Annotated in this window: 20 protein-coding genes; 9 read left to right on the plus strand and 11 right to left on the minus strand. The window is 72.6% G+C overall.

Annotated features, from left to right (window positions below; all coding sequences use genetic code 11):
- Positions 1-283 precede the first annotated feature (283 nt).
- Both traA and WMF34_RS17685 read left to right on the plus strand, forming a co-directional pair.
- Positions 284-2296 carry an outer membrane exchange protein TraA family protein gene (gene traA, locus WMF34_RS17680; protein ID WP_437993987.1) on the plus strand — a complete coding sequence of 671 codons (2013 nt, stop codon included), beginning with the start codon at positions 284-286 and terminating at the stop codon, positions 2294-2296.
- A complete protein-coding gene (locus WMF34_RS17685; protein WP_437993988.1) occupies positions 2293-4194 on the plus strand; it encodes an OmpA family protein in 1902 nt (633 codons plus the stop codon). Before traA ends, WMF34_RS17685 begins: the two co-directional genes overlap by 4 nt.
- A gap of 185 nt (positions 4195-4379) precedes the next feature.
- Here WMF34_RS17685 and WMF34_RS17690 read toward each other — a convergent pair whose 3' ends face one another.
- Positions 4380-5030, minus strand: a complete 651-nt coding sequence (locus WMF34_RS17690) for a hypothetical protein (RefSeq protein WP_012236050.1) — start codon at positions 5028-5030, stop codon at positions 4380-4382.
- 252 nt (positions 5031-5282) lie between these two features.
- Between WMF34_RS17690 and WMF34_RS17695 the strand changes: the two genes are divergently transcribed.
- Positions 5283-5801 carry a peptidylprolyl isomerase gene (locus WMF34_RS17695; RefSeq protein WP_437993989.1) on the plus strand — a complete coding sequence of 173 codons (519 nt, stop codon included), beginning with the start codon at positions 5283-5285 and terminating at the stop codon, positions 5799-5801.
- A gap of 147 nt (positions 5802-5948) precedes the next feature.
- A complete protein-coding gene (locus WMF34_RS17700; RefSeq protein WP_012236052.1) occupies positions 5949-6431 on the plus strand; it encodes a hypothetical protein in 483 nt (160 codons plus the stop codon).
- Between the two features lie 42 nt (positions 6432-6473).
- On the opposite strand, the gene WMF34_RS17705 is transcribed toward WMF34_RS17700, so the two are convergent.
- Positions 6474-8267 (minus strand): ATP-binding protein, encoded by a 1794-nt coding sequence (locus tag WMF34_RS17705; RefSeq protein WP_437993990.1) that lies wholly within the window; start codon positions 8265-8267, stop codon positions 6474-6476.
- 123 nt (positions 8268-8390) lie between these two features.
- Between WMF34_RS17705 and WMF34_RS17710 the strand changes: the two genes are divergently transcribed.
- Positions 8391-9008, plus strand: coding sequence for a DUF47 domain-containing protein (locus WMF34_RS17710; RefSeq protein WP_012236054.1), 618 nt, complete (start codon positions 8391-8393; stop codon positions 9006-9008).
- A complete protein-coding gene (locus WMF34_RS17715) occupies positions 9005-10012 on the plus strand; it encodes an inorganic phosphate transporter (protein WP_012236055.1) in 1008 nt (335 codons plus the stop codon). Before WMF34_RS17710 ends, WMF34_RS17715 begins: the two co-directional genes overlap by 4 nt.
- Positions 10013-10194: 182 nt before the next feature.
- Here the strand turns inward: WMF34_RS17715 and WMF34_RS17720 are convergent, their stop codons facing one another.
- Both WMF34_RS17720 and WMF34_RS17725 read right to left on the minus strand, forming a co-directional pair.
- Positions 10195-11394, minus strand: a complete 1200-nt coding sequence (locus WMF34_RS17720) for a 6-phosphofructokinase (protein WP_012236056.1) — start codon at positions 11392-11394, stop codon at positions 10195-10197.
- Between the two features lie 179 nt (positions 11395-11573).
- Positions 11574-14315: a phosphoenolpyruvate carboxylase gene (locus tag WMF34_RS17725; RefSeq protein WP_012236057.1), complete on the minus strand. Its 2742-nt coding sequence runs from the start codon at positions 14313-14315 to the stop codon at positions 11574-11576.
- 191 nt (positions 14316-14506) lie between these two features.
- Between WMF34_RS17725 and WMF34_RS17730 the strand changes: the two genes are divergently transcribed.
- Positions 14507-16036: a protein kinase domain-containing protein gene (locus WMF34_RS17730; RefSeq protein WP_437993991.1), complete on the plus strand. Its 1530-nt coding sequence runs from the start codon at positions 14507-14509 to the stop codon at positions 16034-16036.
- Between the two features lie 67 nt (positions 16037-16103).
- Here WMF34_RS17730 and dut read toward each other — a convergent pair whose 3' ends face one another.
- Both dut and WMF34_RS17740 read right to left on the minus strand, forming a co-directional pair.
- Positions 16104-16562, minus strand: a complete 459-nt coding sequence (gene dut / locus WMF34_RS17735) for a dUTP diphosphatase (RefSeq protein ID WP_012236059.1) — start codon at positions 16560-16562, stop codon at positions 16104-16106.
- Positions 16563-16580: 18 nt separating this feature from the next.
- The gene (locus WMF34_RS17740; protein ID WP_231864901.1) at positions 16581-17960 is read right to left on the minus strand and encodes a M50 family metallopeptidase; all 1380 of its coding nucleotides are present in this window, start codon (positions 17958-17960) and stop codon (positions 16581-16583) included.
- 113 nt (positions 17961-18073) lie between these two features.
- Here WMF34_RS17740 and WMF34_RS17745 point away from each other — a divergent pair, with 113 nt between their 5' ends.
- Positions 18074-18937 (plus strand): SGNH/GDSL hydrolase family protein, encoded by an 864-nt coding sequence (locus WMF34_RS17745; RefSeq protein ID WP_012236061.1) that lies wholly within the window; start codon positions 18074-18076, stop codon positions 18935-18937.
- Positions 18938-19111: 174 nt separating this feature from the next.
- Here WMF34_RS17745 and WMF34_RS17750 read toward each other — a convergent pair whose 3' ends face one another.
- The 5 genes from WMF34_RS17750 to WMF34_RS17770 all read right to left on the minus strand — a co-directional run bounded on the left by WMF34_RS17750 (position 19112) and on the right by WMF34_RS17770 (position 22701).
- Positions 19112-19861, minus strand: a complete 750-nt coding sequence (locus tag WMF34_RS17750; RefSeq protein WP_012236062.1) for a lysophospholipid acyltransferase family protein — start codon at positions 19859-19861, stop codon at positions 19112-19114.
- 176 nt (positions 19862-20037) lie between these two features.
- Positions 20038-20469: a secondary thiamine-phosphate synthase enzyme YjbQ gene (locus WMF34_RS17755; RefSeq protein ID WP_012236063.1), complete on the minus strand. Its 432-nt coding sequence runs from the start codon at positions 20467-20469 to the stop codon at positions 20038-20040.
- 9 nt (positions 20470-20478) lie between these two features.
- Positions 20479-21387 (minus strand): HvfC/BufC family peptide modification chaperone, encoded by a 909-nt coding sequence (locus WMF34_RS17760; protein ID WP_437993992.1) that lies wholly within the window; start codon positions 21385-21387, stop codon positions 20479-20481.
- Positions 21371-22228, minus strand: a complete 858-nt coding sequence (gene bufB / locus WMF34_RS17765) for an MNIO family bufferin maturase (protein ID WP_197539383.1) — start codon at positions 22226-22228, stop codon at positions 21371-21373. Before bufB ends, WMF34_RS17760 begins: the two co-directional genes overlap by 17 nt.
- 155 nt (positions 22229-22383) lie before the next feature.
- On the minus strand, positions 22384-22701 hold the full coding sequence (locus WMF34_RS17770; protein ID WP_231865045.1) for a hypothetical protein: 318 nt from the start codon (positions 22699-22701) through the stop codon (positions 22384-22386).
- Between the two features lie 376 nt (positions 22702-23077).
- Between WMF34_RS17770 and WMF34_RS17775 the strand changes: the two genes are divergently transcribed.
- Positions 23078-24079, plus strand: a complete 1002-nt coding sequence (locus tag WMF34_RS17775) for a hypothetical protein (RefSeq protein ID WP_437993993.1) — start codon at positions 23078-23080, stop codon at positions 24077-24079.
- The last annotated feature ends 3 nt before the right edge of the window (positions 24080-24082 follow it).

Here is a 24082-nt window from a genome sequence, read left to right on the forward strand (position 1 = left end):
ATCGGGCGGTAGGGGAGGTAGAGGACCGTCGCCTACATGCAGAGCGGGCTTTCGCAGCCTTCCTCTTGCAGATCGCGGCGCGGAGCGGCTAGCCTGGAGCTCGTACTTCCGGAGCTCGGGTGCTGAGGACCCGCGAGCGATGCAAAGGACCCGCGAGCGAGCCATGCGCATTCGACGAGCTGCTCTAGTCGCCACGGCCCTGCTCGGGCTGCTGCCGGCGCCGGCGCGCGCACAATCGCAGCCATTCGGCCCGGTCACCCTCTATGAGCCCACCATCGACACGTTGCCGGAGGTCGAGGGGACCGGCCTCTGCGCCGCATCGGCCCTGTCCGACAACGTGGATAGGGATTTCTACGTGCCCCTCATCGACCCTAACGATCCTGGCGAGCGCCTGGCCTACAATGACAAGGTCAATGCGTTCATCACCAGCAAGATCGGCGATGCCGCGGCAGAGTATCACGAATACGTCGTTCGGACCGTCCTGGATCTCAGCAACAACAACAGCGACGTTGATGAGGACGAGAACGAGAACGACGAAGGCCCGCTGAGCTACGGCGATTTCACCGGACTGATGTCGACGACGTGCCAGCAGGGCGGGTGCGACTTCCCCTGGAACAGCCATGGCACCAGCCAGCCGTTCGGCTCCAGGCTCCGCGGGTTCTTGCTCGTCCCCGAGGAGATGGCGGGTCGACCCGTTCATATCGGTTTCTACGCCGACGATGCGGTAAGCCTCACCTTCTGGGACAAGTCCAACGGCGTGAAGCCCGTCATGGTCCGTCCGGCGCGGCTCGGCCTTCCGACATGGCGCCTCACGAACACCGTCATCTTCGTGAAGGCAGGCCTGTACCCGCTCGAGATCCTCTACGTCGAAATCGCCGAGCACGCGGCGCTCGAGATGTCCTACTTCGTCGGCGACTTCGACGACTTCGAGCTCGGCGCGCGGGTAGAGGGCAGCGAGAGCCTCAAGGCGGCTGGCTATTCCATCTTCCAACCCGCGCAGTTCTTCCAGACGATGAGCGGGTCGCCGTCGTTCCCCGATCTCGACCAGTGCCAGCAGTGCAATCGCCAGTTCGCCGGCCAGCACGGGACCAACGGCTGTCCTGGAAGCTACTACTGCAACGAAGCGGCCCTGTGCGCCCCGTGTGACACGGCACGATTCTGCGGCGAATCGTGCTCGGCCTGCACGGGCGACACGCTGTTCTGCATCAACCTGGAGGGCAGGGCTCAGTGCGCCGAGTGCCGCACCAGCGCCGACTGCCAGGGCGGCTTCGTCTGCGACCCCGAGACGCACGAGTGCAAGGAAGAGTACGAGTGCGAGGAGGACCCGGACTGCCCGCGCGACAAGATCTGCGTCGATCACACGTGCGTCCTGTGTGACACCTCCGACCGGTGCGCCGGCAATTCGTGCAACTGCTGTCCGAACGGCATCAACGGCACGCAGATGGACTGCGCCGCCGTCGAGCCGGGCGGCACCCCGATGTGCGTCGAGTGCCTCACCGACGAGCAGTGCCCTGACGGCAAGGTGTGTCACCTGCCCACGGGCCACTGCATGGACAGGCCGCTCCCGACGAACGCCCTGCCCAACTGCTGCGGCGAGGGCTGCGTCGACTGCATGCACCCCGAGGACCCGAACGATCCGCAGTCGCCCCCGGTGCCGTTCTGCCTGCCCGGGCCCATCGGGACGGCGTGCGCCGCGTGCCGCAACGACATGGATTGCGCCGAGGGGCAGTACTGCCTGAGCGGCGAGTGCAAGGAGTGCGTCAAGGACCGGCGCTGCGGGCCGCGCTGCGACAGCTGCGGCGGCGATACGCCGTTCTGCTTCGGCCAGTTCTCCGAGCTCGCGGTCTGCGTGCGCTGCACGTCGGACGAGCAGTGCGCCGGCACGACCTGCAACCGCGAGACCCACCAGTGCGACCCGCCGGGGTGCATGGCGACCTGCGGCGAGGACACCCCGTACTGCGACGGCGAGAGGTGCGTCGAGTGCTACGCCGACACGCAGTGCCCGTGCGGCAACACGTGCGACCTCGCGACGAACACCTGCGACATCTCCTGCAAGACGAACCTGGACTGCCTCGGGAACGAGCACTGCCGCTGGACCGACGAGGCGGACGCCAAGGAGTGCGCGCTCGGCCCGATGCCCGACAACGTCGCGTGCGGCGGCACGCTCGCCGAGATCTGCAGCGTCTCGGCCGTCGGCCAGAAGGGCGCCGATCCGAGGGCCGCCGGGCTCGTCGCCCTCGCGGCGCTGGCCCTGATCGAGCGAAAGCGCCGCCGGCGCAGCGGAGGTGCCTCGTGAGAACGCGTCCACTCCTCGCCCCGCTCCTCGCGCTGTCCGCGCTCCTCGCCGGGCGCCCCGCGCTCGCCGAGGAGGGGCGCTTCGATGCCCAGGTCTTCCGCCCTGCAGCGGCCCCGCGCGATCTCGTGATGGTCCAGAAGTCCGAGGTCATCGGGAACCTCTCGCCGACCGTCGGTCTCTACAGCGACATCGCGGCCGACCCGCTCGTGCTGCTGGTCGCGGGCGACGACACGAGGCAGGCCGTCGACGCCATCTCCGGGCGGCTCGAGCTCGCCTTGCTCGCGGGCATCGGGTTCTTCGACGTGTTCGACGTCACGATGGCCATGCCGCTCGTCCTCTTCCAGGAGGGCGGCAACCTCCGCCGCTTCGGCACGGAGGGATCCGTCAAGAGCTCCTCCGTCGGCGATCTCCGCCTGTCCACGAAGATCTCGCTCCCGTACCTGAACCGGAAGGAGCAGGTCAAGGAGGGGTTCGGGATGGCCATCGCGGGCAACCTCAACTTCCCCACGGGCGACCAGAACGCGTTCACCAGCGACGGCGCGCTGAGCGGCGGCGCGACGCTCATCGGCGACTACCGGTTCAACTTCGGGCTGCTCCTCGCCGCGAACGCTGGCATCTGGCTGCGGCCCGACAACCAGTTCGCGGGCGTGCGCGTCGGCGACATGGCGCAGTTCGGCGTGGCGGCCGAGCAGTACGTCGTCCAGAGCTGGGGCCTGTCGGTCATCGGCGAGGTGTACGGGTACCCCTCGCTCACGAGCTACCCCGACGACCCGGGGCAGATCCCCGCGGAGGCGCTCCTCGGGCTGCGCTGGCAGACCAAGCACGGCATCACGATCACCTTCGGCGGGAGCTTCGGCGCGGCGTGCGGCTTCGGCGCGCCCTCGATCCGCTTCTTCAACGTCATCACGTGGCAGCCGAAGACCTCCCAGGAACAGGAGGAGATCAACCGCCTGCAGCAGCGCGACAAAGACGATCCGGATCGCGACGGCCTCATCGGCGCCGCGGACCGCTGCCCCGACGTGCCCGGGAGCCCCGAGAACTTCGGCTGTCCGGACCTGGACACCGACGGCGACGGCATCTTCGATCGCGACGACAAGTGCCCCGACAAGCCCGCCGGTCCGCACGGGAAGGACGGCTGTCCGCTCGCCTTCATCCGGGGCGACGAGATCGTGATCACCGAGCAGGTCCACTTCGCGACCGACAAGGACATCATCCTCGAGGACTCGAACTCGACGCTCGAAGCGGTCGCGCAGGTGCTGATCGACAACCCCGATATCCGCGAGGTGCGGATCGAGGGCCACACCGACGTGCGTGCGACCGATCTGTACAACATGGCCCTGTCCCAGCGCCGCGTGGCGAGCGTCATGGCGTACCTGATCGCGAAGGGCGTCGAATCCTCGCGGCTCCAGGCGGTCGGCTACGGGCACACGCAGCCGATCTACGACGACACCGGCTGCCAGGGGCCCGACGATCAGCTGTCGCCCGACTGCCAGTTCATGACGTCGAAGAACCGGCGCGTCGTCTTCCGCATCCTGCGCTACGGCGCCGCGGGGGCGAAGCCGCTCACCGGCGCGCCCGAGGGGAGCGAGCAGCTCCTGCCGTCCGGCGGGGTGCTGCCGCAGAAGACCCAGGGCACGCTGCCCAGTCAGGGCACGCTGCCGGGGCAGGGGGTCCTCAAGTCGAACGTGCTGCCGAGCGGCGGATCCTCGCTTCCGCCTGCGGGCGGGGCGCCCGGCGGCGCGGCCCCCCTGCCGAACCGCGGCAACGCGGGCGGCCTCCCGAGCAACACGGGCGTGCTGCCGCGATCCGGTACCCCCGCGCCCGCGCCGCCGCCGCCGGCGCCGGCGCCGTCCTCCTCGAGCCAGCCGCCTGCTCCCGGAGGCGGGGGGACTCGCTAGGAGGGCGCCGATCCTCGGGCCTGCGGAGATGAATGGATAGGGGCTCGATGGCGATCGAGCACGCATGCGCGAAGCGCATGCGTGACTCGAGGCCGCCGAGCTCCGAGCGCCTCAGGGGGAGAGGTCAGACGGACGTCAGCGTCACAGCGGCAGGAACCGCGCGACGCTGACGTCTTCTGTTGCGCTTACTTCTTCGGCGCGGGCTTCGCGGGCGCCGATGACGTGGCGGGCTTGGCCGACGACGACGGGGGGAGCGACGACGGCGGGGCAGAGGAGGCCGGCTTGGCCGACGACAGCGGGGTGGGCGACGCGGGCTTCGCCCCCGGCTTGCCTGGCTTGGCCGAGGTCGCAGGAGCGGGCGAGTCCTCGTACGGCTCGTCGGACGCAGCCGGAGCAGCAGCAGGCTGGTCCGCCGGCGGCGCCTCCGGCTCGGCAGGCGCGGCCGAGTCGGCGGGCGGCGTCGCCGGGTGCAACGTCAACGGCCTCGCCTCTCCCTCGGTGCGGCGGACCCAGATCACCGCCGTCCCGCTCGCCACGCTGGCATAGCGGCCGTCCTCGGTGCGGATCTCCTCGTTGACCGCCTCGATGACCGCGTCGCCGCCGACAGCGCACGCGGCCTTGCGGAGCGACTCGAGGCGCTCCGCCTCCGTGCGGGCCGTCGGATCGCTCGCGATCGGCTGAAGGCGATGGTACTCGCGATCGGGCAGCTGGCCCGCCGGCACGACGTGCATGTCGCTGCAGAACTCGCCCGAAGGCGTGCGTTTGTCTCGGAAAGGAGTGCTGCAACCGGCGATCAGCGCGGCACCCAGGGCCGCCGAGAGGAGGAGGCGCTGCATGTTGCCTTCTTACCAGCGATGCGACGCGCGATGCAAACCCCGTGCATCATGGACGCAGCCGACGCGCACCAGGGACGCCAGCCGACCCTGCGGCACGCCGCCTCTCGCAGGTTGCTCGCGGGTGGATCGGCTCCTGACGCCGTGCGCGTCACCGGGTCGCCACACCACCCCGCCACCGTCCCATCCACCGTCCCATCCACCGCCCCATCCAGTGTTCCGATCTCGTGAACGCCTGGATATGCTCCGCGGCCGATGCGCCCGATCGAGCGATCCGCTCCCCTCGGCTTCCTTACGTTCCTCGGCGCGGCGCTCGCCGCCGCGTGCAGCGCGCCCCAGGCGGCGCCGCACGCCCCTCCGCACGGCGCCGCCCCTGCCGAGGAGAGCGCCTCGAGCGCCGCGGCGTGCCTCGCGGCCGCCAGCGCACCGCGGCAGGCCCGCCCCGACGAGCCGCCGCGGATCGGCGTGAAGCACATCCTCGTCCGCTATGCCGGCGCCGATCGCGCCGAGGGCGCGACGCGCACACGCGAGGAGGCGTGCCTGCGCGCGATGGAGGCGCGGGACAAGATCCGCGGCGGCGCCGACTTCGGCGAGGCGGTGGCGCAGTACAGCGAGGAGGCCGGCGCGGCGTCGCGCGGCGGCTCGCTCGGCACCGTGGAGCGCGCCGACGTCCTGCCGCCCTTCGCCGATGCGGCGTTCGAGCTCGAACTCCAGCAGCTCAGCGACGTCGTGGAGACCCGCTATGGCTTCCACGTGATCTTCAGGACGGAATAGCGCTCCTGCCGAGGGCGAGCCTCCCGCCGGAGACCTCTCTGCCTGCCCGCGCGCGGCCTCGCCTCGCAGGCCACGCATCGTCACGGCGCCTCGCGGGCCGCGCGCGCAAGGGTTGCGTTCCCGGCGGAGGCGCAGCATGAAGCACCCATGCGCGCTCACAAGCTCCTCGCCGCCTTCGCCGTGATGATCGCCTCGCCGGCGCTGCTGATCGCGGCGTGCAAATCCAGCGACGAGCCGGAGGAGGTCGCCCCGGCGCCAGGCGCCGTCACGGCGCCGACCGCGACGGCGCCGCCGCCCGCGGCGACCGGGACGGCGCCAGCCGCGACGCCGACCCCGGCGGCGCCTCCAGCGACCACGACCGCCGCCCCGACCCCGGCCGCCCCGGCGACCCCGAAGCCGGACGCGGGCGCGCCGGTGGACGCGGGCGCGCCGAAGGACGGGGGCGCCACCACCACGGCCGACGCGGGCGCGCTCTCGACCAAGCTCGCGGAGTGCGCCGCGAAGTGCCAGTCGATCCTCCAGACCTGCCTGACGCCGAAGTTCCCCGCGGACGGCGGCTTGCCCGCGCTCGCCGATCCGGCGGCGTGCCAGAGCTCGTTCGACTCCTGCCGCACCGCCTGCGCGCCGTAGCTCCCGCCCCGCTCGGCGAGGCCGGCTCCAGCGCCGCCGAGCCTACTTCTTCTGGGCGCCGGTCGGCAGCGTGATCCGGAAGAGCGCGCCGCCGGCCGCGCCGGTCGTCACCGTGATGTCGCCGCTCATCGCCTCGACGAGGTGCTTCGCGATGGACAGGCCGAGCCCGGTGCCGCCCGACGCGCGGGAGCGGCCCGGATCCACCCGGTAGAACCGATCGAAGACGCGGGCCTGGTGCACCGCAGGGATGCCCGGACCGTCGTCCTCGACCTCCAGGACGACGCGCCCGTTCGCGGCCCGCGCGCGCACCACCACGTGCGAGCCGTTCGGCGTGTGATGGATCGCGTTGTCGACGAGGTTGGTCAAGATCTGGTCCAGCGCGCGCGGATCCGCCGCGACGAGCGTGCCCGGCGCCACGTCGATCTTCACGTCGGTGCCCCTCTCCATGGCGCGCCCGCGCAGGAGCGCCACAGCCGCCTCGGCCTGCACCGAGAGGTCGAGCGTGCCCGGCGAGAGCGGCCGCTCGCCGCCCTCGATGCGCGACAGATCGAGCAGATCGTCCACGAGCCGGTGGAGCCGGGTCGCGTTCCGCTCGATCACCTCGACGAAATCGCGCGCCGCCTCCGGGTCGTCGAGCGCCCCGCCGAGCAGCGTCTCGCTGCTCGCGCGGATCGACGCGACCGGCGTGCGCAGCTCGTGCGACGCGTTGGCGATGAAGTTGCGCTGCAGGCCCTCGATGCGCCGCAGCTCCGTCACGTCGAAGAAGACGGCGACGACCCCCGCGGCCCCGCGGCTCTGCGCCGGCAGCGCGAGCGGCGCGGCGTTCACGAGCAGGATCCTGCGCCCCGGAGGCCCGGCCACGCCCGGCGCCGCGGGCGCGATCTCGATCTCGCGCGTCGCCGCCGCGCGCGCGAGCGCGACCTCCTCGAGCAGCTCGTGCAGGCTCGACGAGCGCAGCACCTCGAGCGGCGGGCGGCCGACCGGGTCCCTGCGGATGCCGAGCAGCTGCGAGAGCGCCGGGTTGACCAGCGTGATGTCGCCCTTCTCGTCCGTGACGAGCACGCCCTCGCGCATCGACTCGAGCACCGCGCCGAAGCGCTCTCCCTCGCCCCCGAGCTCGCGCCGCGACACCTCCAGGCTCTCGGCGAGGTCGTCCAGCGCGCCGCCCAGCGTGGCGATCTCGTCGTGCCCCTGCATGCGCGCGCGCCGGCCGAGGTCGGCCCGCATCTCCCGCGCGACGCCCGTCAGGTACACGAGGCGCCCGGAGAGGGCGCGCGCCCCGGCGAGCGCCGCCGCGACGGCGAGCGCGAGGGCCAGGAGGGTGCCCTCCACCACGCGCGTGCGGGCGGCGGACAGGCTGCGGTAGATCGCGACCGGCTCGAACGCGACCCGCACCACCCACGGCCCGTCCGGGCGATCGAGCCGCTGCGCGGCGTAGAGCATCCGCATCCGCGTCGTCTTGCTCACGCGCTCGCTGCGCCCCGTGCCCTGGTGCCGCGCGTCGGCGACCTCGTCGCGCGTCGCGTGCGTGTCGAGCTGGCCGAGCCCCTCCGGCGCGACCGACGAGTCGCCCCGCACCGCGCCCTGCGGATCGATGAACGTGACGCGCGCTCCTGCGATCTTCGACAGCGCCGTCGCGAGGGCGGGCGCCTCGGCCGCGAGGTCTCCTGATCTCGCGGCGATCTCGGTGACGAGCGCCGTCCGCGTCGCCAGGTCGTCCTCCGTGTGCGCCGAGAGCTCTGCCCCGAGCGTCTTCAGGACATAGCCGTCGAACACCAGCGCCGCGAGGATCGCGATCCCCACCGCGAACGCGATGAGCTTGCTTCGTATACCCATGTCACCAGCGTGCCCGGCTCACGCCGCGCGCGACGTGGGCGAAGATCCTTATGCTACCTGGTTTTGTCCGTTCCATGACGACTCGTTGACGAGATGCGGTGAGACGGGTAAACGCCCGGCCCCATGGGATTGACCCGTGACGCAGTCTTCTTTGACGCGCTTGCCAACCATGCGCGGCAGAGCGTCGCAGCGAGCGAGCTCCTCCTGGAGATGCTCGACCGGCTCGACGAAGCCCCGGCCCTGGTGCAGCGGATCTCCGACCTCGAGGACGAGGCCGACAAGATCACCCACGAGTGCCTGGCCGCCCTCCACCAGACGTGGATCACGCCGCTCGATCGCGAGGAGATCCACGCGCTCATCACCCGCCTCGACGACGTGCTCGACTGCATCGAGGCGGCGAGCGTGAGGCTCGTGCTCTTCGAGATCACCAGCGCCCTGCCGGACGCGCGGCTGCTCGCGCAGGATGTCGTCGACGCGTGCACCGTCATGAGCTCCGCCATCCAGTCCCTCAGGGACCTGAACAAACCGCCGCACCTCCTCGAGCTCTGCGTCGAGATCAACAAGATCGAGAACGCGGCCGACGCGCACTACCGCAACGGCTTGGCGGCGCTCTTCAAGAAGGGGAACGACCCGCTCCTCGTGATGAAGTGGCGCGACATCTATGACCTCCTCGAGCACGCGACCGACCGCTGCGAGGACGTCGCGAACATCATCGAGGGCATCGTGCTCGAGCACGCATGACGACCTACATCCTCGCCATCCTCATCATCGCGCTGGCGTTTGATTACATCAACGGCTTTCACGACGCCGCGAACTCGATCGCCACGGTCGTCTCGACGCGCGTCCTGTCGCCGCGCACCGCGGTGCTCTGGGCAGCCGCCTTCAACTTCATCGCGTTCGCGCTGTTCGAGCCCACGGTGGCGCGCAACATCGCGAAGGGCGTCGAGCCGGGGTTCATCACGCCGAACGTCATCCTGGGCGGCCTGCTCGGCGCGATCATCTGGAACCTGCTCACGTGGTGGTGGGGGCTGCCGTCGTCGTCGTCGCACGCGCTCATGGGCGCGTTCGCCGGGGCCGCGGTGAAGAGCGCGGGGCGGCTGTCGGTGCTCGACGCGACGGTCTTCGGCAAGACGGCGGCGTTCATCCTGGTCTCGCCCTTGCTCGGCGCGGTCATCGGGTTCTCGCTCATGCACGCCATCCGGTGGCTCGCGCGGGGCTGGACGCCCAAGAAGGTGAGCACCCGGTTCCGGCGGCTGCAGCTGCTCTCCGCCGCCGCCTACTCGCTCGGGCACGGCGGCAACGACGCCCAGAAGACGATGGGCATCATCACGGCGCTCCTCATCTCCGCGGGCCTCCAGGAGGGCGGCAAGGACCCGAAGCCGATGCTCTGGGTCGTGCTCGTCTGTCACGCGGCGATGGGCCTCGGCACGCTCTCCGGCGGCTGGCGCATCGTGAAGACCATGGGGATGAAGATCACGAAGCTGAAGCCGGTGGGCGGCTTCGCGGCCGAGACGGCCGGCGCGGCGACGCTGTTCAGCGCCACGGCGCTCGGCATCCCCGTGAGCACGACCCACACGATCACGGGCGCGATCGTCGGGGTCGGCGCCACGAGCGGGCGCCTCTCCGCGGTTCGCTGGGGCGTCGCCGGGCGCATCGTCTGGGCCTGGATCTTCACGATCCCCGCCTCGGCCGCCCTCGCCGCGATCGCCTACACCATCGCGAGCGTCATCAGCGGCCAGCCCTGACCGCGCAGGCGAGCGCGGCGCCGCGCCGTGCGGCCGAAGACCGGGCGCGCGTGCACCTCGCGGGCGCGCGACCCGAGCGGTCGCGTGGGCCTGCGAGGGCGCCGCGTCGATCCGGCGCGCGGTCCACCGGTCCACCTGCTGCCCCGCGCGCCGGGCTCACCCGGCCCGCGCGGGCGCGGGGCTCATCCGACGTGAGACGGCGCGCGGCTCGGTCGGGCCGCTCCGAGGCTGATGAAGTGGTCGAGGATCCAGGTCTTGAAGCGGTTCAGGTCGAGCCGGTCGAGCAGCGGCAGGAACGCCCGCTCCACGCCGTCCTCGCGGCGAATGGAGGCGAAGTCGAGCACGCCGACGTCGTTCGCGGCGAGCACGTACGGCATCACCTCGGTGCGCCCCTCGTCGAAGGCCGCGAGCAGCAGCGACCCCTTGAGGAAGGCGGCCGAGACGTCGAGGAAGGCGGGGCGGATGCCGCGGATGTACCGGCTGAACGGCTCCGCGATCACGCGCTTGTCCGGCGAGTCGCGGAGCCCCGCGCCCTCGAGCTGCTTCTTCAGGAACTCGCTCGCCGACAGGCCGGGGTGCTCCTTGCGGCGGCGCTCGGCCTCGTAGCCCTCGGCCACGACCACGAGCGCGTAGTCGGCGCGCTTGAGGCCGTCGGCGAGCTCGCTCAGCACGTCCTGCGGGAAGCGGAAGAAGGGGAGCACGATGAGGTGCGCCCGGGCAGCCACCGCGCAGTGCAGCGCGTGCCGCCCGCTGCGGTTGCCCATCATCTCGAGGATGTAGATGCGCTTGTGCGTATAAGCGTCCTCGTAGAGCCCGCGCGCGATGGTCGCGCCCGTCTCCACGCCGGACAGGAAGCCGATCGCGCGATCGCCCTCCAGATCGTTGTCGATGGAGACGTTCACGAAGCCGGCCTGCGGGCGCACCTCGAACTCGTCGAGCCACGCCTTGATGCCCTCGAACGTGCCGTTGCCGCCGACGCAGATGAGGTGCGTGAACCCCTGCGCCTTGAACGTCGCGGCGGCCTGCTTGCGCTTCTCGCGCTCGAGGAAGCCGGAGTAGCGCTCGCTGCGGAAATCGCTGCCCGCGTCGAGCACGCGCCGCCCCATCGAGCGCGCCGGGATGCCCTGCGCGAGCAGATCGTAGCGCTGGCGGCGGCTCATGATGAGGCGCTCGAACTGGGGCTGGGCGCGCGCGTCCGCGGTCAGGGAGCGGAAGCCCTCGGTCGCGGCCCACACCTCGTAGCCTCGCCGCGCCGCCTCCTCGGTCAGCGCGACGGCGACCGAGGAGTAGCCAGGGGCGTTGCCGCCGTCGAAGACGAGCAGCAGGCGCTTGTCCGATGCCGGGAGGGTGTCGGGACGTCCGAACTCGACGATGCTGGTCATGGCGCCGGCCTTCTACCACGCGACGACGAGGTTGGCTGAGCGATTGTCACACGTTCGCACTCGTTGCTCGACGACGCCGGGCGTTGGACGACAGCGCCGCGCGGCGTCGAGCGAGCGCGCCGCGCCGCGTGGCGCTCCGCGCGGCGTCGAGCGAGCGCGTGACGTCGAGGGCGCGCCGTTCACCCCGTGTTGCGCATGCCGGCGGCGATGCCGTTCAGCGTGAGCAGGAGCGAGCGATCGCGCCCCGAGTCCCCGCCGCGGCTCGCCCGCAGGAGCTCGACTTGCAGGAATGAAAGGGGGTCGACGTAAGGATTGCGCAGCGAGATGGACCGCTGGAGCGTCGGGTTGCCCTCGAGCAGCCGCCGGTTGCCCGTGAGCCGCTTGAGCCACGACCGCGTCCGCTTGTATTCCGCGATGATCCGCGGCGCGACCGCCTTGCGCGCGGCGGCCGGCGCGAGCTCCGCGTAGCCCGCGAAGATCGTCATGTCCGCCTTCGCGAGCACCATCTCGACGTTGTCGATGACCGCCCGGAAGAACGGCCACGACGCCATCATCTCCTTCAGCAGCTCCGCGCCCTCGGGGCGCTGGCCCATCGCCTCCAGGCCGCTGCCGACGCCGTACCACCCCGGGAGGATGGCCCGGTTCTGCGTCCACGCGAAGACCCACGGGATCGCGCGCAGCGACTCGAGGCCGCCCGCGCGGCGCTTGCTCGGGCGCGAGCCGAGCGGCAGGCGCGCGATCTCGTCGATCGGGGTCACGGCCGTGAAGAACTCGACGAACTTGGGCTCCTCCCAGACGAGCGCGCGGTAGGCGCGCCGGCCCGTCTCGGCGAGCTCGTCGAACGCCGCGGCGTAGCGCAGCTCGGACGCGGCGGGCGGCCGCGGCTGCGCGCCCAGCGTGTGCAGGAGCACGCCGCTCAGCATGATCTCGAGCGTGCGCATCGCGAGCTCGGGGCGCGCGTACTTGTGGTCGAGCGCCTCTCCCTGCTCGGTCGCCTTGTAGCGGCCGCCGACGCTGCCGGCCGGCAGGGCGAGCAGCGCCTGGTGCGCCGGTCCGCCGCCGCGCGCCACCGACTCGCCGCGGCCGTGGAAGACGCGGAGCGGCAGCTCCGCCTCCGCGGCGATCTTCGGCAGCGTCTCCTGCACGCGCCGGAGCGCGGCGCTCGCCGCGAGCAGGCCGACCTCCTTGCCGGAGTCGCTGTAGCCGATCATCACCTCCTGCACGCCGCGGGCGAGGACGTGCGGCCGGTACTCGGGGTGCGCGAGCAGCGCGCGCAGGATCCTCGCGCTGTCGTTCAGCGCGGCGAGCGACTCGAACAGCGGCACGACGTCGATCCGCGCGCACGAGCGCGCCTCGTCCCACAGCCCGGCGGCCTTCGCGCTCGCGAGCGCGGCGAGGACGTCGTCCTCGCTGTGGGTCATCGACAGCACGAGCGTGCGGCAGGACGACTCGCCGCCGTCGCGCTGCGCCGCGGCGATGCGCTGGAGCGCCTCGAACACGCGGCGCGCCTCGGGCGTCATCTGCGCCGGCTCGACGCGGCCCTCCGCGAGGCTGGCCGCCGCGGCGCGCGCGTCCTCGGCCGGCGCGCGCATCTCGAGCTCCGCGAGCGCGAACCCGAGCGCGCGCACCTGCGAGAGCAGCGCCCGCGCGCGCCGCTCGCCCGAGCTCGCGCAGCGCGCGGCGCGCAGGCTGTCGGCGACGACCGCGAGGTCGCGCTCGAGCTCCGCGGGCTCGCGGTAGGGGACGGCGAGCGTCGGCTCCTCCGGGCGCACGAAGGCGCGCCCCTCGCGCGCGGGGCCCTGCCCGGAGCGCGCGCGCGCCTCCGCGCGGCCGTGCTCCGCGTGCTCGAGCGTCGCGGTGAGGCGCGCCTCGATGAAGTGCAGCTTGCGGCGCCACGGCTCGCCCTCGGTGCGCGGGCCGAAGTGCGCGGCCACCTCGGGCATCGCGGCGGCGTCCTCCTCGATCGAGGCGAGCAGCCAGGGCGGCGGCGTGACGTGCCGGACCGACTGCGACAGCGCGCCGCCGAGGTCGCGCACCGCCCGGACGAGCCGGCGCAGCCCGCGGATGCGGTAGGCGAACAGCGCGTCCTCGAGCACGGCGGGCACGACGAGCGGGTTGCCGTCCATGTCGGCGCCGACCCACGAGTGGATCCGGAGCGGCGCGATCTCCGCGTCGAGCGGCTCGCCGTAGGCGGCCTCGAACGCGCGCCCGATCACGGTGGGCAGATCGGGGAGCAGATCCCAGAGGATCTCCTCGATGTACCAGGCGACGTTCTTCACCTCGTCGCCGACGGTGGGGCGATCGCGGCGCACCTCGTCGGTCTGCCAGAGCGCGGTGATCTCCTCGCGGATCTCGGCGAGCTTGCGCGCCGACTCGTCGGGCGTCAGCTGGCAGCGATCGCGCTCCTCGAGGTTCTTCGCGATGCGGTAGAGCTTCTCGAGCACCGTGCGCCGCGCGGCCTCCGTCGGGTGCGCGGTGAGGGTGAGCGTCACGTCGAGCGTCCTGAGCGCGGCGCGCACGCGCTCCGCCGGCACGCCGGCCTTCTTGAGCGTGTGCATCGCGGCCTCGATCGACCCGCGCTGCGGCCGCGCGCCGGGATCCGTCGCGTACGCGCGCGCCCGGCGGATGCGGTGGTGCTGCTCCGCGAGGTTGACGAGCCGGAAGTAGACGGTGAACGCGCGGATGACGGGCTCGAGGCGATCGTGGGGCAGCTCCGCGAGCAGCTTGCTGAGCTCCGCGGCCGCGTGCGCGCGGCCGTCGCTGGGGCCGCGCCGCCGGCGGATGGCGAGCGTGCGGATGCGCTCCTCGATGGCGAAGAGCTCTTCTCCCTCCTGCTCGATCAACACTTCCCCGAGCAGGCGTCCGAGCAGGCGAACTTCTTTGCGAAGAGGTCGATCGACCTCGCGACGACGCGGCGGCATGGGCGCCAGCCTAGCGCGATGCGGCGTAAAACGGACCACCGAGTGTGGCCTGGGCGGACGGTCGGTGGCGCCGGGGCAGGTGGCGCGCCTCGGGGCCTGGGCGGGTGGGCGGTGGTGCGAGCACGGTCCATGCATCGCCCGTTCATCCGCGCCCTTTCGAAGCCTCGTCGAGCTCGTGTACCCTCCTGCGGATGGCCGATGACGTGTTCGGGATCGTCGGCACGACCCAGGGGGCGTTCAAGGTGGAGCGGGTCGTCGCCGAAGGTGGGTTCGGCGTCGTCTATCGGGCGTACCACGAGGCTTTTCGAGCGCCGGTCGCGCTGAAGTGCCTCAAGGTCCCGGCGACGCTGCCCGAGCAGCTGCGCATGCAGTTTCTTGAAAAATTTCGTGAAGAAGCGGAACTGCTGTTCCGCCTGTCGGCCGCGATCCCTGCGGTCGTCAGGCCGCTGCACCACGACGTGATCTCGACCGCGACCGGCGCCTTCGTGCCGTTCATCGCGCTGGAGTGGCTCGAGGGCCGCACGCTCGCGAGCCACATCGCCTCCCGCGCGGCGATGGGAGCGCCGCTGCTCGCGCCGGGGGAGGTGATCCGGCTGCTCGCGCCGGTCGCGCGCGCGCTCGAGGCGGCGCACCACTTCCCCGGGCCGAGCGGCCCCACGTGCGTGGTGCACCGCGATCTCAAGCCGGCGAACATCTTCCTCGCCCAGATCCACGGCGCGGAGGTCGTCAAGATCCTCGACTTCGGCATCGCCCGCGCCCGCGACGCCGCGACGGTCATGGCCGGCCAGACCGCGACCACGTCGGGCGGCCTCTCGACGGCGTTCACGCCCGCCTACGGCGCGCCCGAGCAGTGGGCGCCGAAGCGCTTCGGCAAGACGGGCCCCTGGACCGACGTCTGGGGGCTCGCCGTGACCGTCGTCGAGGCGCTCGCCGGCCGCGAGATCATCGGCGGGGATCACGTGGCGATGATGGGCACGGTGCTCGACGAGAAGCGCCGCCCCACGCCGAGGAGCGAGGGCATCTTCGTGCCCGACGCGCTGGAGGCCGCCTTCCGTCGGGCGCTGGCCGTGGATCCGCGCGAGCGCTTCCGGGACATCGGGGCGTTCTGGGACGAGGTCGAGCAGGCGCTCGGGCTGCCGCGGAGCGCTCCGCCGATCGCGGTGCCCAGCCGGAGCCAGGCGCCGGCCGCCGCCCGCGTCCGCTCCTCGGTGTTGCCCGCGTCGCCCTCGTCGCCGGGATCGACGCGGTCGCAGGATCTCCTCCAGGGCACCGCCCTCGCGGCGCCGGCGGCGTTCGCGGAGGCGACGGCCCGGGAGCTCCACCTGCCGGAGCGCGGCGGCGGCCGCTTGCCGCCGCACAGCCTCCCCACCGAGCCGGTCGTGCCGCTCGCGCTCGACTGGTCTCCTCCCGCGCCCTTCGCGCGGCCGTCCCATGCGCCGTCGAGGATGCCGCCCCCGATGATGGAGCGCGCGCCCGCGCGCCCCAGCCTGAGCACCGGGGAGCTCATGGCGATGTTCGCGCTGCCGGTGCGGCTCGCCGGCGCGGGCGTCGTCATCACCCTCCTCGATCTCGCGGCCGCCTCGCTGCTCTTCGGCGGCCAGCGCATCGGCGTCGGCCCCATCGGCGGCGTGGGCCCGATCGGGCTCTTCCACGTCGCGGTGGGCCTCGTGGTCCTGGGGATCGGGATCGCGGTGTTCCGGCTCTTCTCGTCGGACCGCTAGCGCAGCCCATGCCCGCGAAGCCGCAGGACCTGGGCGACACGCGGTGGGACGCCTCGCGCCGGCGGAGCTACGGCTCCTCGCGCCGCACGCCCGTCGATCCGTAGCCGCCCGCGCCGCGCGCCGTCGGCGCGAGCGCGGAGACCACGACCACGTCGGCGAGGGCGACCGGGCAGATCACGAGCTGGGCGATCCGGTCGCCGCGGTGCACCGTGAACGGCGCTGCGCCGAGGTTGATCAGGACGACCTTGATCTCCCCGCGGTAGTCCGGATCGATCGTCCCGGGGCTGTTCAGCACGGTGACGCCGTGGTGCAGCGCGAGCCCCGAGCGCGGCCGCACCTGCCCCTCGTGGCCGTCGGGGAGGGCGACCGCGTAGCCCGTGGGCACGAGCCTCCGCTCCCCGGGCGCGAGCGTCACCGGCGCCTCGATGGCCGCGCAGAGATCGAGCCCGACGGCTCCCTCGGACTGGTAGGCGGGGGGAGGGACCTCGATCGGCCCCACGCGGAGGAAAGGCACCTGGATGCGCACGCGGCAGAGCCTAGCCGGTCACGGGCGCGGCAGCACCGCCTCGAGCGCCGAGCCCCGGAGCGCCTCGAGCGCCGAGTCCGACCACGCCCGCGCCCGATCCGAGAACCCGGCCTCCACCGCGCGCCGGAGCAGATCGAGCGCCCCCTCGAGGTTCCCGTCCTTGGCGCTCGCGCGCGCCGCGCCGTATGCGTCCTCGCCGAGGCCCACGCGGCGGAAGATCGCCTCGTAGAGCCGCGCCGACCAGTCGAACGCGCCGCGCTCGAACGCGATCTCCGCCATCCTCCGCGCGTCGTCCTCCGAGAGCTGATCCACGATGTCCAGCGCCACGGCCGCGGCCCGCGCCGCCTCGCCCTGCTCCACGAGCACCCGGATCAGCGGGCCCGCGACCTCCTTCCGGTCGTCGCCGGCCGCGCGGGCCGCCTCGAGCACCTTCCGCGCCTGCTTCAGCTCCCCGAGCGCGAGGTGAATCGCGCCGACCAGCGCCGGGTCGGGCTCGCCCTGCTTGCGCGCCTGCGCGAGCGCTTCCTCCGCGCGCTTCGCGTCGCCGAGGAGCAGGTGCGACCAGCCGATGAGCTCGTGCGCCTCCCGGAGCGCGCGCTTCGGCGGCGCCGGCGACTGCGCGAGCACCTCCGCCGAGAGCGCCATCGCCTCGCCCGTCCGCTCGTCCTCCACGGCCCGGCGCGCCCGCTGGAGCAGGACGGCCGTCTCGGGCGGCATCGGCTCCTCCTGGAACTCCGCTCGCCGGCGGTTCATGGAGGGCGACGGCGCCGCCGGCTCGCTGCGGAACCGCTGCAGGCTCTGGAACGCGGACATGACGAGGATGAAGGAGAAGAAGAAGAACCCCGCCCTCAGGAAGAGGATGGCGAGGAGCACGGCGGCGACGCCCGAGATGGCCGCCGTCAGCCGGGCCCGCTTCGGGCCGAGCGCGTGCTCGAGCACGTGGCCGCCGTCGAACGGGAGAACGGGGATCAGGTTGAGGAGGCCCCACACCAGGTTGACCTTGATGAGCAGCTCCATCCCGCTCAGCACCATGTCCGGGAGGGCATAGAGCGCCGGGCCGTAGCTGAGCACGAGGTGAAGGAGCCCGGCGACGGCGAAGCCGGCGAAGGGGCCTGCCAGGCTGATCAGCACGTGCTGGAGCCGCCCGAGGGGCAGGAGCGAGCGCCAGGTCGTGGTCCCGCCCATGAAGTGGAGCGTGATCTCCGGCTCGATCCGGTACCGCTTGATGGCGAGCGCGTGGCCGAACTCGTGCATCAGGACCGACAGGAAGACCACGAGGATCCAGACGAGGAACAGCTGGTACTGCTGCGCAGCCAGGAACCCGTACCCGAGCAGGGCGGCGGAGAGCCAGAACCCGATCTGGACGTCGACCGAGACTCCAAACAGACGGAAGCTCATGCGCATGTAATAAGCCGTGCGGGCCGTTCGCTCAATGATTGCCGTGCGGACGCGGCCGGCCGTAGAGTGCGCGCCGCGCGCGCGGCCGCGCGGACGCGGCGCCGGGAGCGAGCATGGGCAGGGAGATCCGGGTCAGGAGATGGGCGCTCGCCGGGGTCGCCGCGGCGGGCATGGCGTGCGGCGCCGCACCGGCGCCCGCGCCATCCCCGGGGGCCGTGCCGCCGCCCGCGCCGCCGCCGGAGGCCTCCGCGCCGGCCGCCGCCCGCCCGCCCGAGGCCTCCGCGCCGGCCGAGGCCGCTGCCGCGCCGACGGCCGCCGTGCCGCCCGAGTTTGCGGTTCCGCCCAACACGGCGGTCCTCCACGTCGGCGACTCGTTCGCTGTGGCGGGCTTCGCGCAGGCGCTCCGCCCGAGGATGCAGGCGCACCGCGTGCGCTACGCGGTGAAGGCGGAGACCAGCTCGTACACGGTGACGTGGGCCTCCAGGATGGAGCTCCTTGTCGCGAACTACCAGCCGGACCTCGTGATCATCAGCCTGGGCGCCAACGAGGTGGAGAACGTCAACCCGCCGGCCCACGCCGGCGCGATCCGCCGCATCGTCAAGGCGATCGGCGGTCGCCCGTGCGTGTGGGTCTCGCCGCCGCTCTGGCGCAAGGACACCGGCATCATCGACGTGATCCGGACGAACTCGGCGCCGTGCCGCTTCTTCGACTCCGACGCGCTGGTGCCGGGCCCCCTCCCGCGCCAGAAGGACAAGATCCACCCGAACGAGGTGGGCGGCGCGCGCTGGGCCGAGGCCTTCTGGAGCTGGCTCACGGCGGAGCACCTTCCGGCCGGCGAGGAGCGAGGCGAGGCGGCGCCGGCGCGCAGCCCCTGGGCGCTCCGGCCGTCTCCGCCGGAGGAGCACCGCTCCCGGGCGGAGCCCCCGGAGAGCGCGCCGCAGCGCCGCGAGCAGGCATCCCAGCCACGCGCCCAGTGATCCTGAGCTGACCCTGGTACGAGCTGGTACGAGCTGGTACGAGCGCCGCAGAGCGGCGGTCACCCGCACAGGAGACGGGTCCAGATCGGCGTTTTCGGCGCGGAAGCGCACGAAAGGGAGCTGAGCACCGAAAACGTCGAGATGGGCCCGTCTCCGAAGCGGGTGCCCGCCGCTCTACGCCGCCGACGTCGCGACGCCAGCGCCGCGGTGGACAAGCCCAGGATCGTGGCCGAGCGCCCCTGCGATCGCCGCCCTCACGTCCCGCATGAGCCGGTTGCGGCCCCCGGCGCCGTAGGGCGCCGGATCGATCGGCGGCATGATCGTGACCACCACGCGGTGGTGCTCCTGCACCACGAAATCCTTGGCCCGGAGCACGTGCCGCGTGCCGTCGATCGCCACCGGGAGGATGGGCGTGTTGGTCTCGATCGCCATCCGGAAGCCGCCGCTCTTGAACGGGAGGAGCGCGCCGGTCTTGCTCCGCGTCCCCTCGGGCGCGATCCAGACCCGGGTCCCGTCCTGCAGCATGGACGCGCCCACCTGCAGGCTCGCGCTGGCCTGGACGTGGTCGCTCCGGTTGATCCGGATGAACCCCGCCGCCTTCATCGCCTGGCCGAAGATCGGCACGTTGAACAGCTCCTTCTTGGCGATCATCCGGAGCCGCCCGGGGATCGCGCGGAACACCACCGGGATGTCGAAGAGGCTCTGGTGGTTCGACATCACGACGAACGGCCGCGTGCCCGAGGCGTGCTCGCGCCCGCGCACCACCAGATCCACGTCCGCGTCCTCGAGCACCTTGCGCGCCCACCAGTCCAGCCGCTCATCGCAGCGCTCGAGGGTCACACGCCCGATCATCGCGTCCACCACGGTCGGAAAGCAGATCCGGGCAGTGTCGAAGATTCCCATGAACGTCGTCTGAAGGCTCATCGCTCTCTTCCCGCTGGTTCCGCTGAAAGGTGAGGGGATCGCGTGGCGCGCTGGCGACCGAGCAGGCCCTGCCGTACGCGGCGGGCAAGCGACCCCGAGGGGCGCCGAGCTCATCCAGCGCTCATCCAGCGCTCGTCCGCTGCGCGTTCGTACGCGAACGCCGCAAAGTATACCACTCAACCCCCGGCTGTGGTGCCGGTCACGGTCACTACCACGCGGCGCACGTGGGGAGAACTACGGTGCTCCCAGACATACAGGGCCTGCCAGGTCCCGAGCCCCAGGCGGCCGCCGGAGATCGGGATCACCTCGCTCGAGCGGGTGATGGCGCTCCTGAGGTGGCCCGGCATGTCGTCGGGGCCCTCGTCGTCGTGCTCGTACTCGCGGCCCTCCGGGGCGAGGCGCGACATCCAGCGCTCCAGATCGCGGAGGACGGCCGGATCGGCGTTTTCCTGGAGGATGAGGCTCGCGGACGTGTGCTGCAGGAACACGGCGCAGAGCCCGACGTCGACGCCCGCGCCGGCGACGACGCGCGCGACCTCGCGCGTGATATCGACGAAACCCCGGCCGTTCGTGCGGATCTCGAGCGTGCGCTGGACGATGGTGGTCACCGCGCCATCTTAGCCGCCTTCCGCGCGGGCGCCCGGCACGACGTCGACGATGAGCCCCCAGCTCGTCCATCGCTGGAACCACGCGCCGACGCGCTCGGCCAGCGCCGCGCCCGCCCCCTCTCCGGCGCCCGTCGCCTCGCTGGAGGCCTCCGCTCCCGCTCCGTGGGCTCCGGCCGCCACCTCTTCACACGCCGGGACGAGCGGCACGCCCCGCCCGAGCGCCTCGAGGAGGGCGAACGCCGGCGGCTCGAGCTCCTCGAAGCGGATCGTGAGATCGGCGCCGCGGAACACGGCGAGGCGGACGGGGCGGGGCGCGGGCAGCGCGGGCGACCGGCCCTGCTTGAGCTCGCTCCGGAGGACGTGCGCCGGGTGGTCGAGCCGCACCAGCGCGAGCAGCGGGTGAAGGACGATCCTGGCGGTGGACCAGCCGTCCGCCGGCATGCCCGTCACCTTCGCCGGATCGAGCGGAGGGGGCGAGGCGCCGTCGAACAGATCGACGAGGGCGTGCTCGTACCGCGCCACGTCGCGCGCGAGATCCCGCAGGGCAGGGGGGAACCCCTCGTGCGCGCCCGCGAAATCGGCGACGTACCGCCCGAGGTCGCGCAGCGTGAAGCTCGCGGGCGGGTGCGCCGCGAGGTAGGCCCTCGCGAACGCGTCGAAGCCGTCGTCGCCGAGGACGTGCGCCAGCGCGGGGTAGTCCTCGCGGAGCGCGTCCCTGTGCCGCAGCCAGAACTGCCGCCGGTAGATGTCGGCCTGCTCGGCGGGCGCGAGCCGCTGGCTCCCGGCGACGTGCTCGCGGCACAGGCCGGCCAGCTCGGCGTCGTCCGGGAGCGGCGCGCCCGCCGTGAACATGCGGGTGAGCTGGCGCATCAGGGCGGCGAGGCCGGCCGGGGGCGCGGGGTCAAGCGGCGCGCGCACGCGCCACCTCCTGCCGGATCGCCCGCGCCTTCTCCGCCTCGGCGGCGAGGACCTCGAACGAGGGGATGTCGTCGTCCCACTCGATCAGCGTCGAGACATCGCCGGCGCGGGCGACAGCGCGCCGGTAGAGCGCCCACACGGCGTCGACCACGTGATCGCTGTGGGTGTCGAGGATGTACGCGCCCTGATGCGTGTGGCCGGCGAGGTGGAACTGCACGATCCGGTGGTGCGGCACGCCGTCGATGTAGGCCTCCGGATCGAAGCCGTGGTTGTACGAGGAGACGTAGACGTTGTTGACGTCGAGCAGGATGCCGCAGTCGGCCTCCTCCGCGATCGCCGAGAGGAACGCCCACTCGCTCATCCGGCTGGCCGTGAAGGTCAGGTAGCTCGACACGTTCTCGAGGGCGAGCCGGACCTCGAGGAAGTCCTGCACCACCCGCGCCCGCGCCGCGACGTGCCGCACGGCCTCTTCGGTGTACGGCAAGGGGAGCAGGTCGTGCAGGTTGATCCCGTGCGCGCCCGTCCAGCACAGGTGATCGCTCACCCAGGGCGAGCCCACCCTGGCGAGCAGCGCCTTCAGCCGGCGCAGGTAGTCGAAATCGAGCGGATCCGTGCTGCCGATCGACAGCGAGACGCCGTGCTGGACGAGGCGGTAGCTCGAGAGGACGCGCTCGAGGTTGGCGATCGGCATGCCGCCGTCGACCATGAAGTTCTCGCTGATGATCTCGAACCAGTCGACCCGGGGCCGGTGCTCGAAGATGTGCCGGTAGTGCGGGATGCGCAGCCCGACGCCGACGCCGAGGTCGGGGAGTCCCAGCCGCATCCGTTCGGGGTTCACCATGGTTCACCGCGAGCCTTGCTCAGGGGTGGAGGGGTGCGCCGTGGCGCCTCACGAGCCAGCGGATCCGGCGGATCCGCGCAGCATGGCCCGACGGCCCAGCGGGTCGGGCGGATCCGCGTGGATCCGCCGGACTCCGCCGGGTCGGGCGCGCCGAGCTACGACGAGCAGTCGGCCGGCTTGCAGCCGCCCTTGCCCTTGCACTCGTTCTGGCCGGAACACGCGTGGCTGTCGCTCTTGCAGCCGCCCTTGCCCTTGCACTCGTTCTTGCCGGCACAGCACGCCTTCGCGGCGTTCTCCGGCGCCGCGGCCGGAGGCGCGTCGGCCGCGGGGGCGGCGCCCGTCTCGGGCGCGGGCGGAGGCGACGAGGCGCAGCCCGCGAGGCCCGCCACCATGCCCGACACCGCCGTCAACGCCAACGTCTTGCCCATGTCGATCGTCATCTGATCCTCCACGCTCGTCTTCGTCGCGATCATCGAGCCCACCGCGCGCCTCGCCAGCATGGCGCGCCCGCACGCTGGAGCCCGTCGGGTCTCGCCGGCCTCTCGACCGCGCCGAGCCCATCGGCTACGCGTCACTACGCCCGGCCGGTTCCACGGTTTCACTTCGGACGCGTTGATTCTTCATTCAACTCCCCGTAAGTGAGCGGGGTTGATCTCCACGCCCACGCGAGCCCCCCCTGCGTGCACGGCGTCCGGCGGCGTAGCCTCTGCGGCTGGGGCGCGCGGCCAGCGTGCAGCGTTCCATGCACGACGTAACTCGCTTCGGACGGCAGGCGCAAGACAAAGCGTCCAGCGCGGCGCGCCGGCGCCGTGGCGCATCCTCGTCCACCCGCGCCGCGGGGCGCTCCCGGTGCTCGCGGCGCTCTCGCTGGGGGCGGCCGGCTGCGGCGGGGCTCCGCGCGCGGGGATCGGCGCGCCGGGCGGCGCGGCGGGTGATGCGGCCTCCGGGCGCGAGCTCCCGGTCGAAGCGATCGCCGCCGAGCTCGAGGCGATGAGCGGCGCGGTCCTCGAAGGGCGGGAAGCGACGTTCCGGGACATCCTGGCCGACGCGATCGCGAAGGACGCGTACCTGTGCCAGCCGGCTCCGCGCCGCGTCTTTTCCGGCGCGCGCGGCGACGTGCCGGAGGGGGAGCGGCGGATCGCCGGGGTGATGCCGCACTACGGCCTCTTCTTCGGCCCGATGAGCTACCTCGTGCGGCGGCGCGGCGGCGCCTGGGAGGTCGGCGTGCGGATCGCGGTCGACCCGCCGGAGGGCGCGGGCTGGCTCGATCTGCCCGACTGCGGGCTCTCCGCCCGGCTCGGGGGCGCGATCGCGTGCCGCGGGACGCCGTACGCGCGCTCGGGATCGACGGACGCTTGCCCGGGGTCCGGCGTGTTCACGGCGAGGGCGACGCCGGCCGCGATCCGCGCGCTGCTCGCGCGCTGGTCGGACGAGGCCGAGGGGTACTGGAACCGCGACGCGCGCGCCTTCGGGCTGCCGGTGCGCTACGACTTCGACTTCGTGCTGGCGGACGAGGCGCGCGCGCGGGCGCTCCGGGTCGACCTCGCGGTGCCGCTCTCGCCGACGTGCGGCAGGACGCCGTACTTCAGCGCGATGCGGGCCGGCTGGTCGCTGCCCGTGCTCGCCCACGAGGTGGGGCACGTGCTCGGGCTGCTCGACGAGTACGAGGCGCTCTCCGGGATCGTCCGCTGCTATCCGAAGACGCCGTTCCCGGGCGCCGAGATCAGCCGGATGGGGCTGTCGATGAAGGAGGAGACGCGGCTGCTGCCGATCCATCACTACCTCGTGCTCCGCCGCTTCTTCTGCCGCGAGCCCGCGTCCATCGACCCGTATGCCGGCGCGATCCGCTGACCT

This window comes from Sorangium sp. So ce145, from assembly GCF_051525985.1.
GTDB lineage: Bacteria > Myxococcota_A > Polyangia > Polyangiales > Polyangiaceae > Sorangium > Sorangium cellulosum_B.

Bases quoted from the DNA above. Each gene is read 5' to 3' on its own strand.
- WMF34_RS17690 (WP_012236050.1), bottom strand. From the start codon at position 5,030: ATGCAGCGCCTCCTCCTCTCGGCGGCCCTGGGTGCCGCGCTGATCGCC.
- WMF34_RS17695 (WP_437993989.1), top strand. From the start codon at position 5,283: ATGCGCCCGATCGAGCGATCCGCTCCCCTCGGCTTCCTTACGTTCCTC.
- WMF34_RS17700 (WP_012236052.1), top strand. From the start codon at position 5,949: ATGCGCGCTCACAAGCTCCTCGCCGCCTTCGCCGTGATGATCGCCTCG.
- WMF34_RS17705 (WP_437993990.1), bottom strand. From the start codon at position 8,267: ATGGGTATACGAAGCAAGCTCATCGCGTTCGCGGTGGGGATCGCGATC.
- WMF34_RS17710 (WP_012236054.1), top strand. From the start codon at position 8,391: ATGGGATTGACCCGTGACGCAGTCTTCTTTGACGCGCTTGCCAACCAT.
- WMF34_RS17715 (WP_012236055.1), top strand. From the start codon at position 9,005: ATGACGACCTACATCCTCGCCATCCTCATCATCGCGCTGGCGTTTGAT.
- WMF34_RS17720 (WP_012236056.1), bottom strand. From the start codon at position 11,394: ATGACCAGCATCGTCGAGTTCGGACGTCCCGACACCCTCCCGGCATCG.
- WMF34_RS17725 (WP_012236057.1), bottom strand. From the start codon at position 14,315: ATGCCGCCGCGTCGTCGCGAGGTCGATCGACCTCTTCGCAAAGAAGTT.
- WMF34_RS17730 (WP_437993991.1), top strand. From the start codon at position 14,507: ATGGCCGATGACGTGTTCGGGATCGTCGGCACGACCCAGGGGGCGTTC.
- WMF34_RS17740 (WP_231864901.1), bottom strand. From the start codon at position 17,960: ATGAGCTTCCGTCTGTTTGGAGTCTCGGTCGACGTCCAGATCGGGTTC.
- WMF34_RS17745 (WP_012236061.1), top strand. From the start codon at position 18,074: ATGGGCAGGGAGATCCGGGTCAGGAGATGGGCGCTCGCCGGGGTCGCC.
- WMF34_RS17750 (WP_012236062.1), bottom strand. From the start codon at position 19,861: ATGAGCCTTCAGACGACGTTCATGGGAATCTTCGACACTGCCCGGATC.
- bufB (WP_197539383.1), bottom strand. From the start codon at position 22,228: ATGGTGAACCCCGAACGGATGCGGCTGGGACTCCCCGACCTCGGCGTC.
- WMF34_RS17770 (WP_231865045.1), bottom strand. From the start codon at position 22,701: ATGATCGCGACGAAGACGAGCGTGGAGGATCAGATGACGATCGACATG.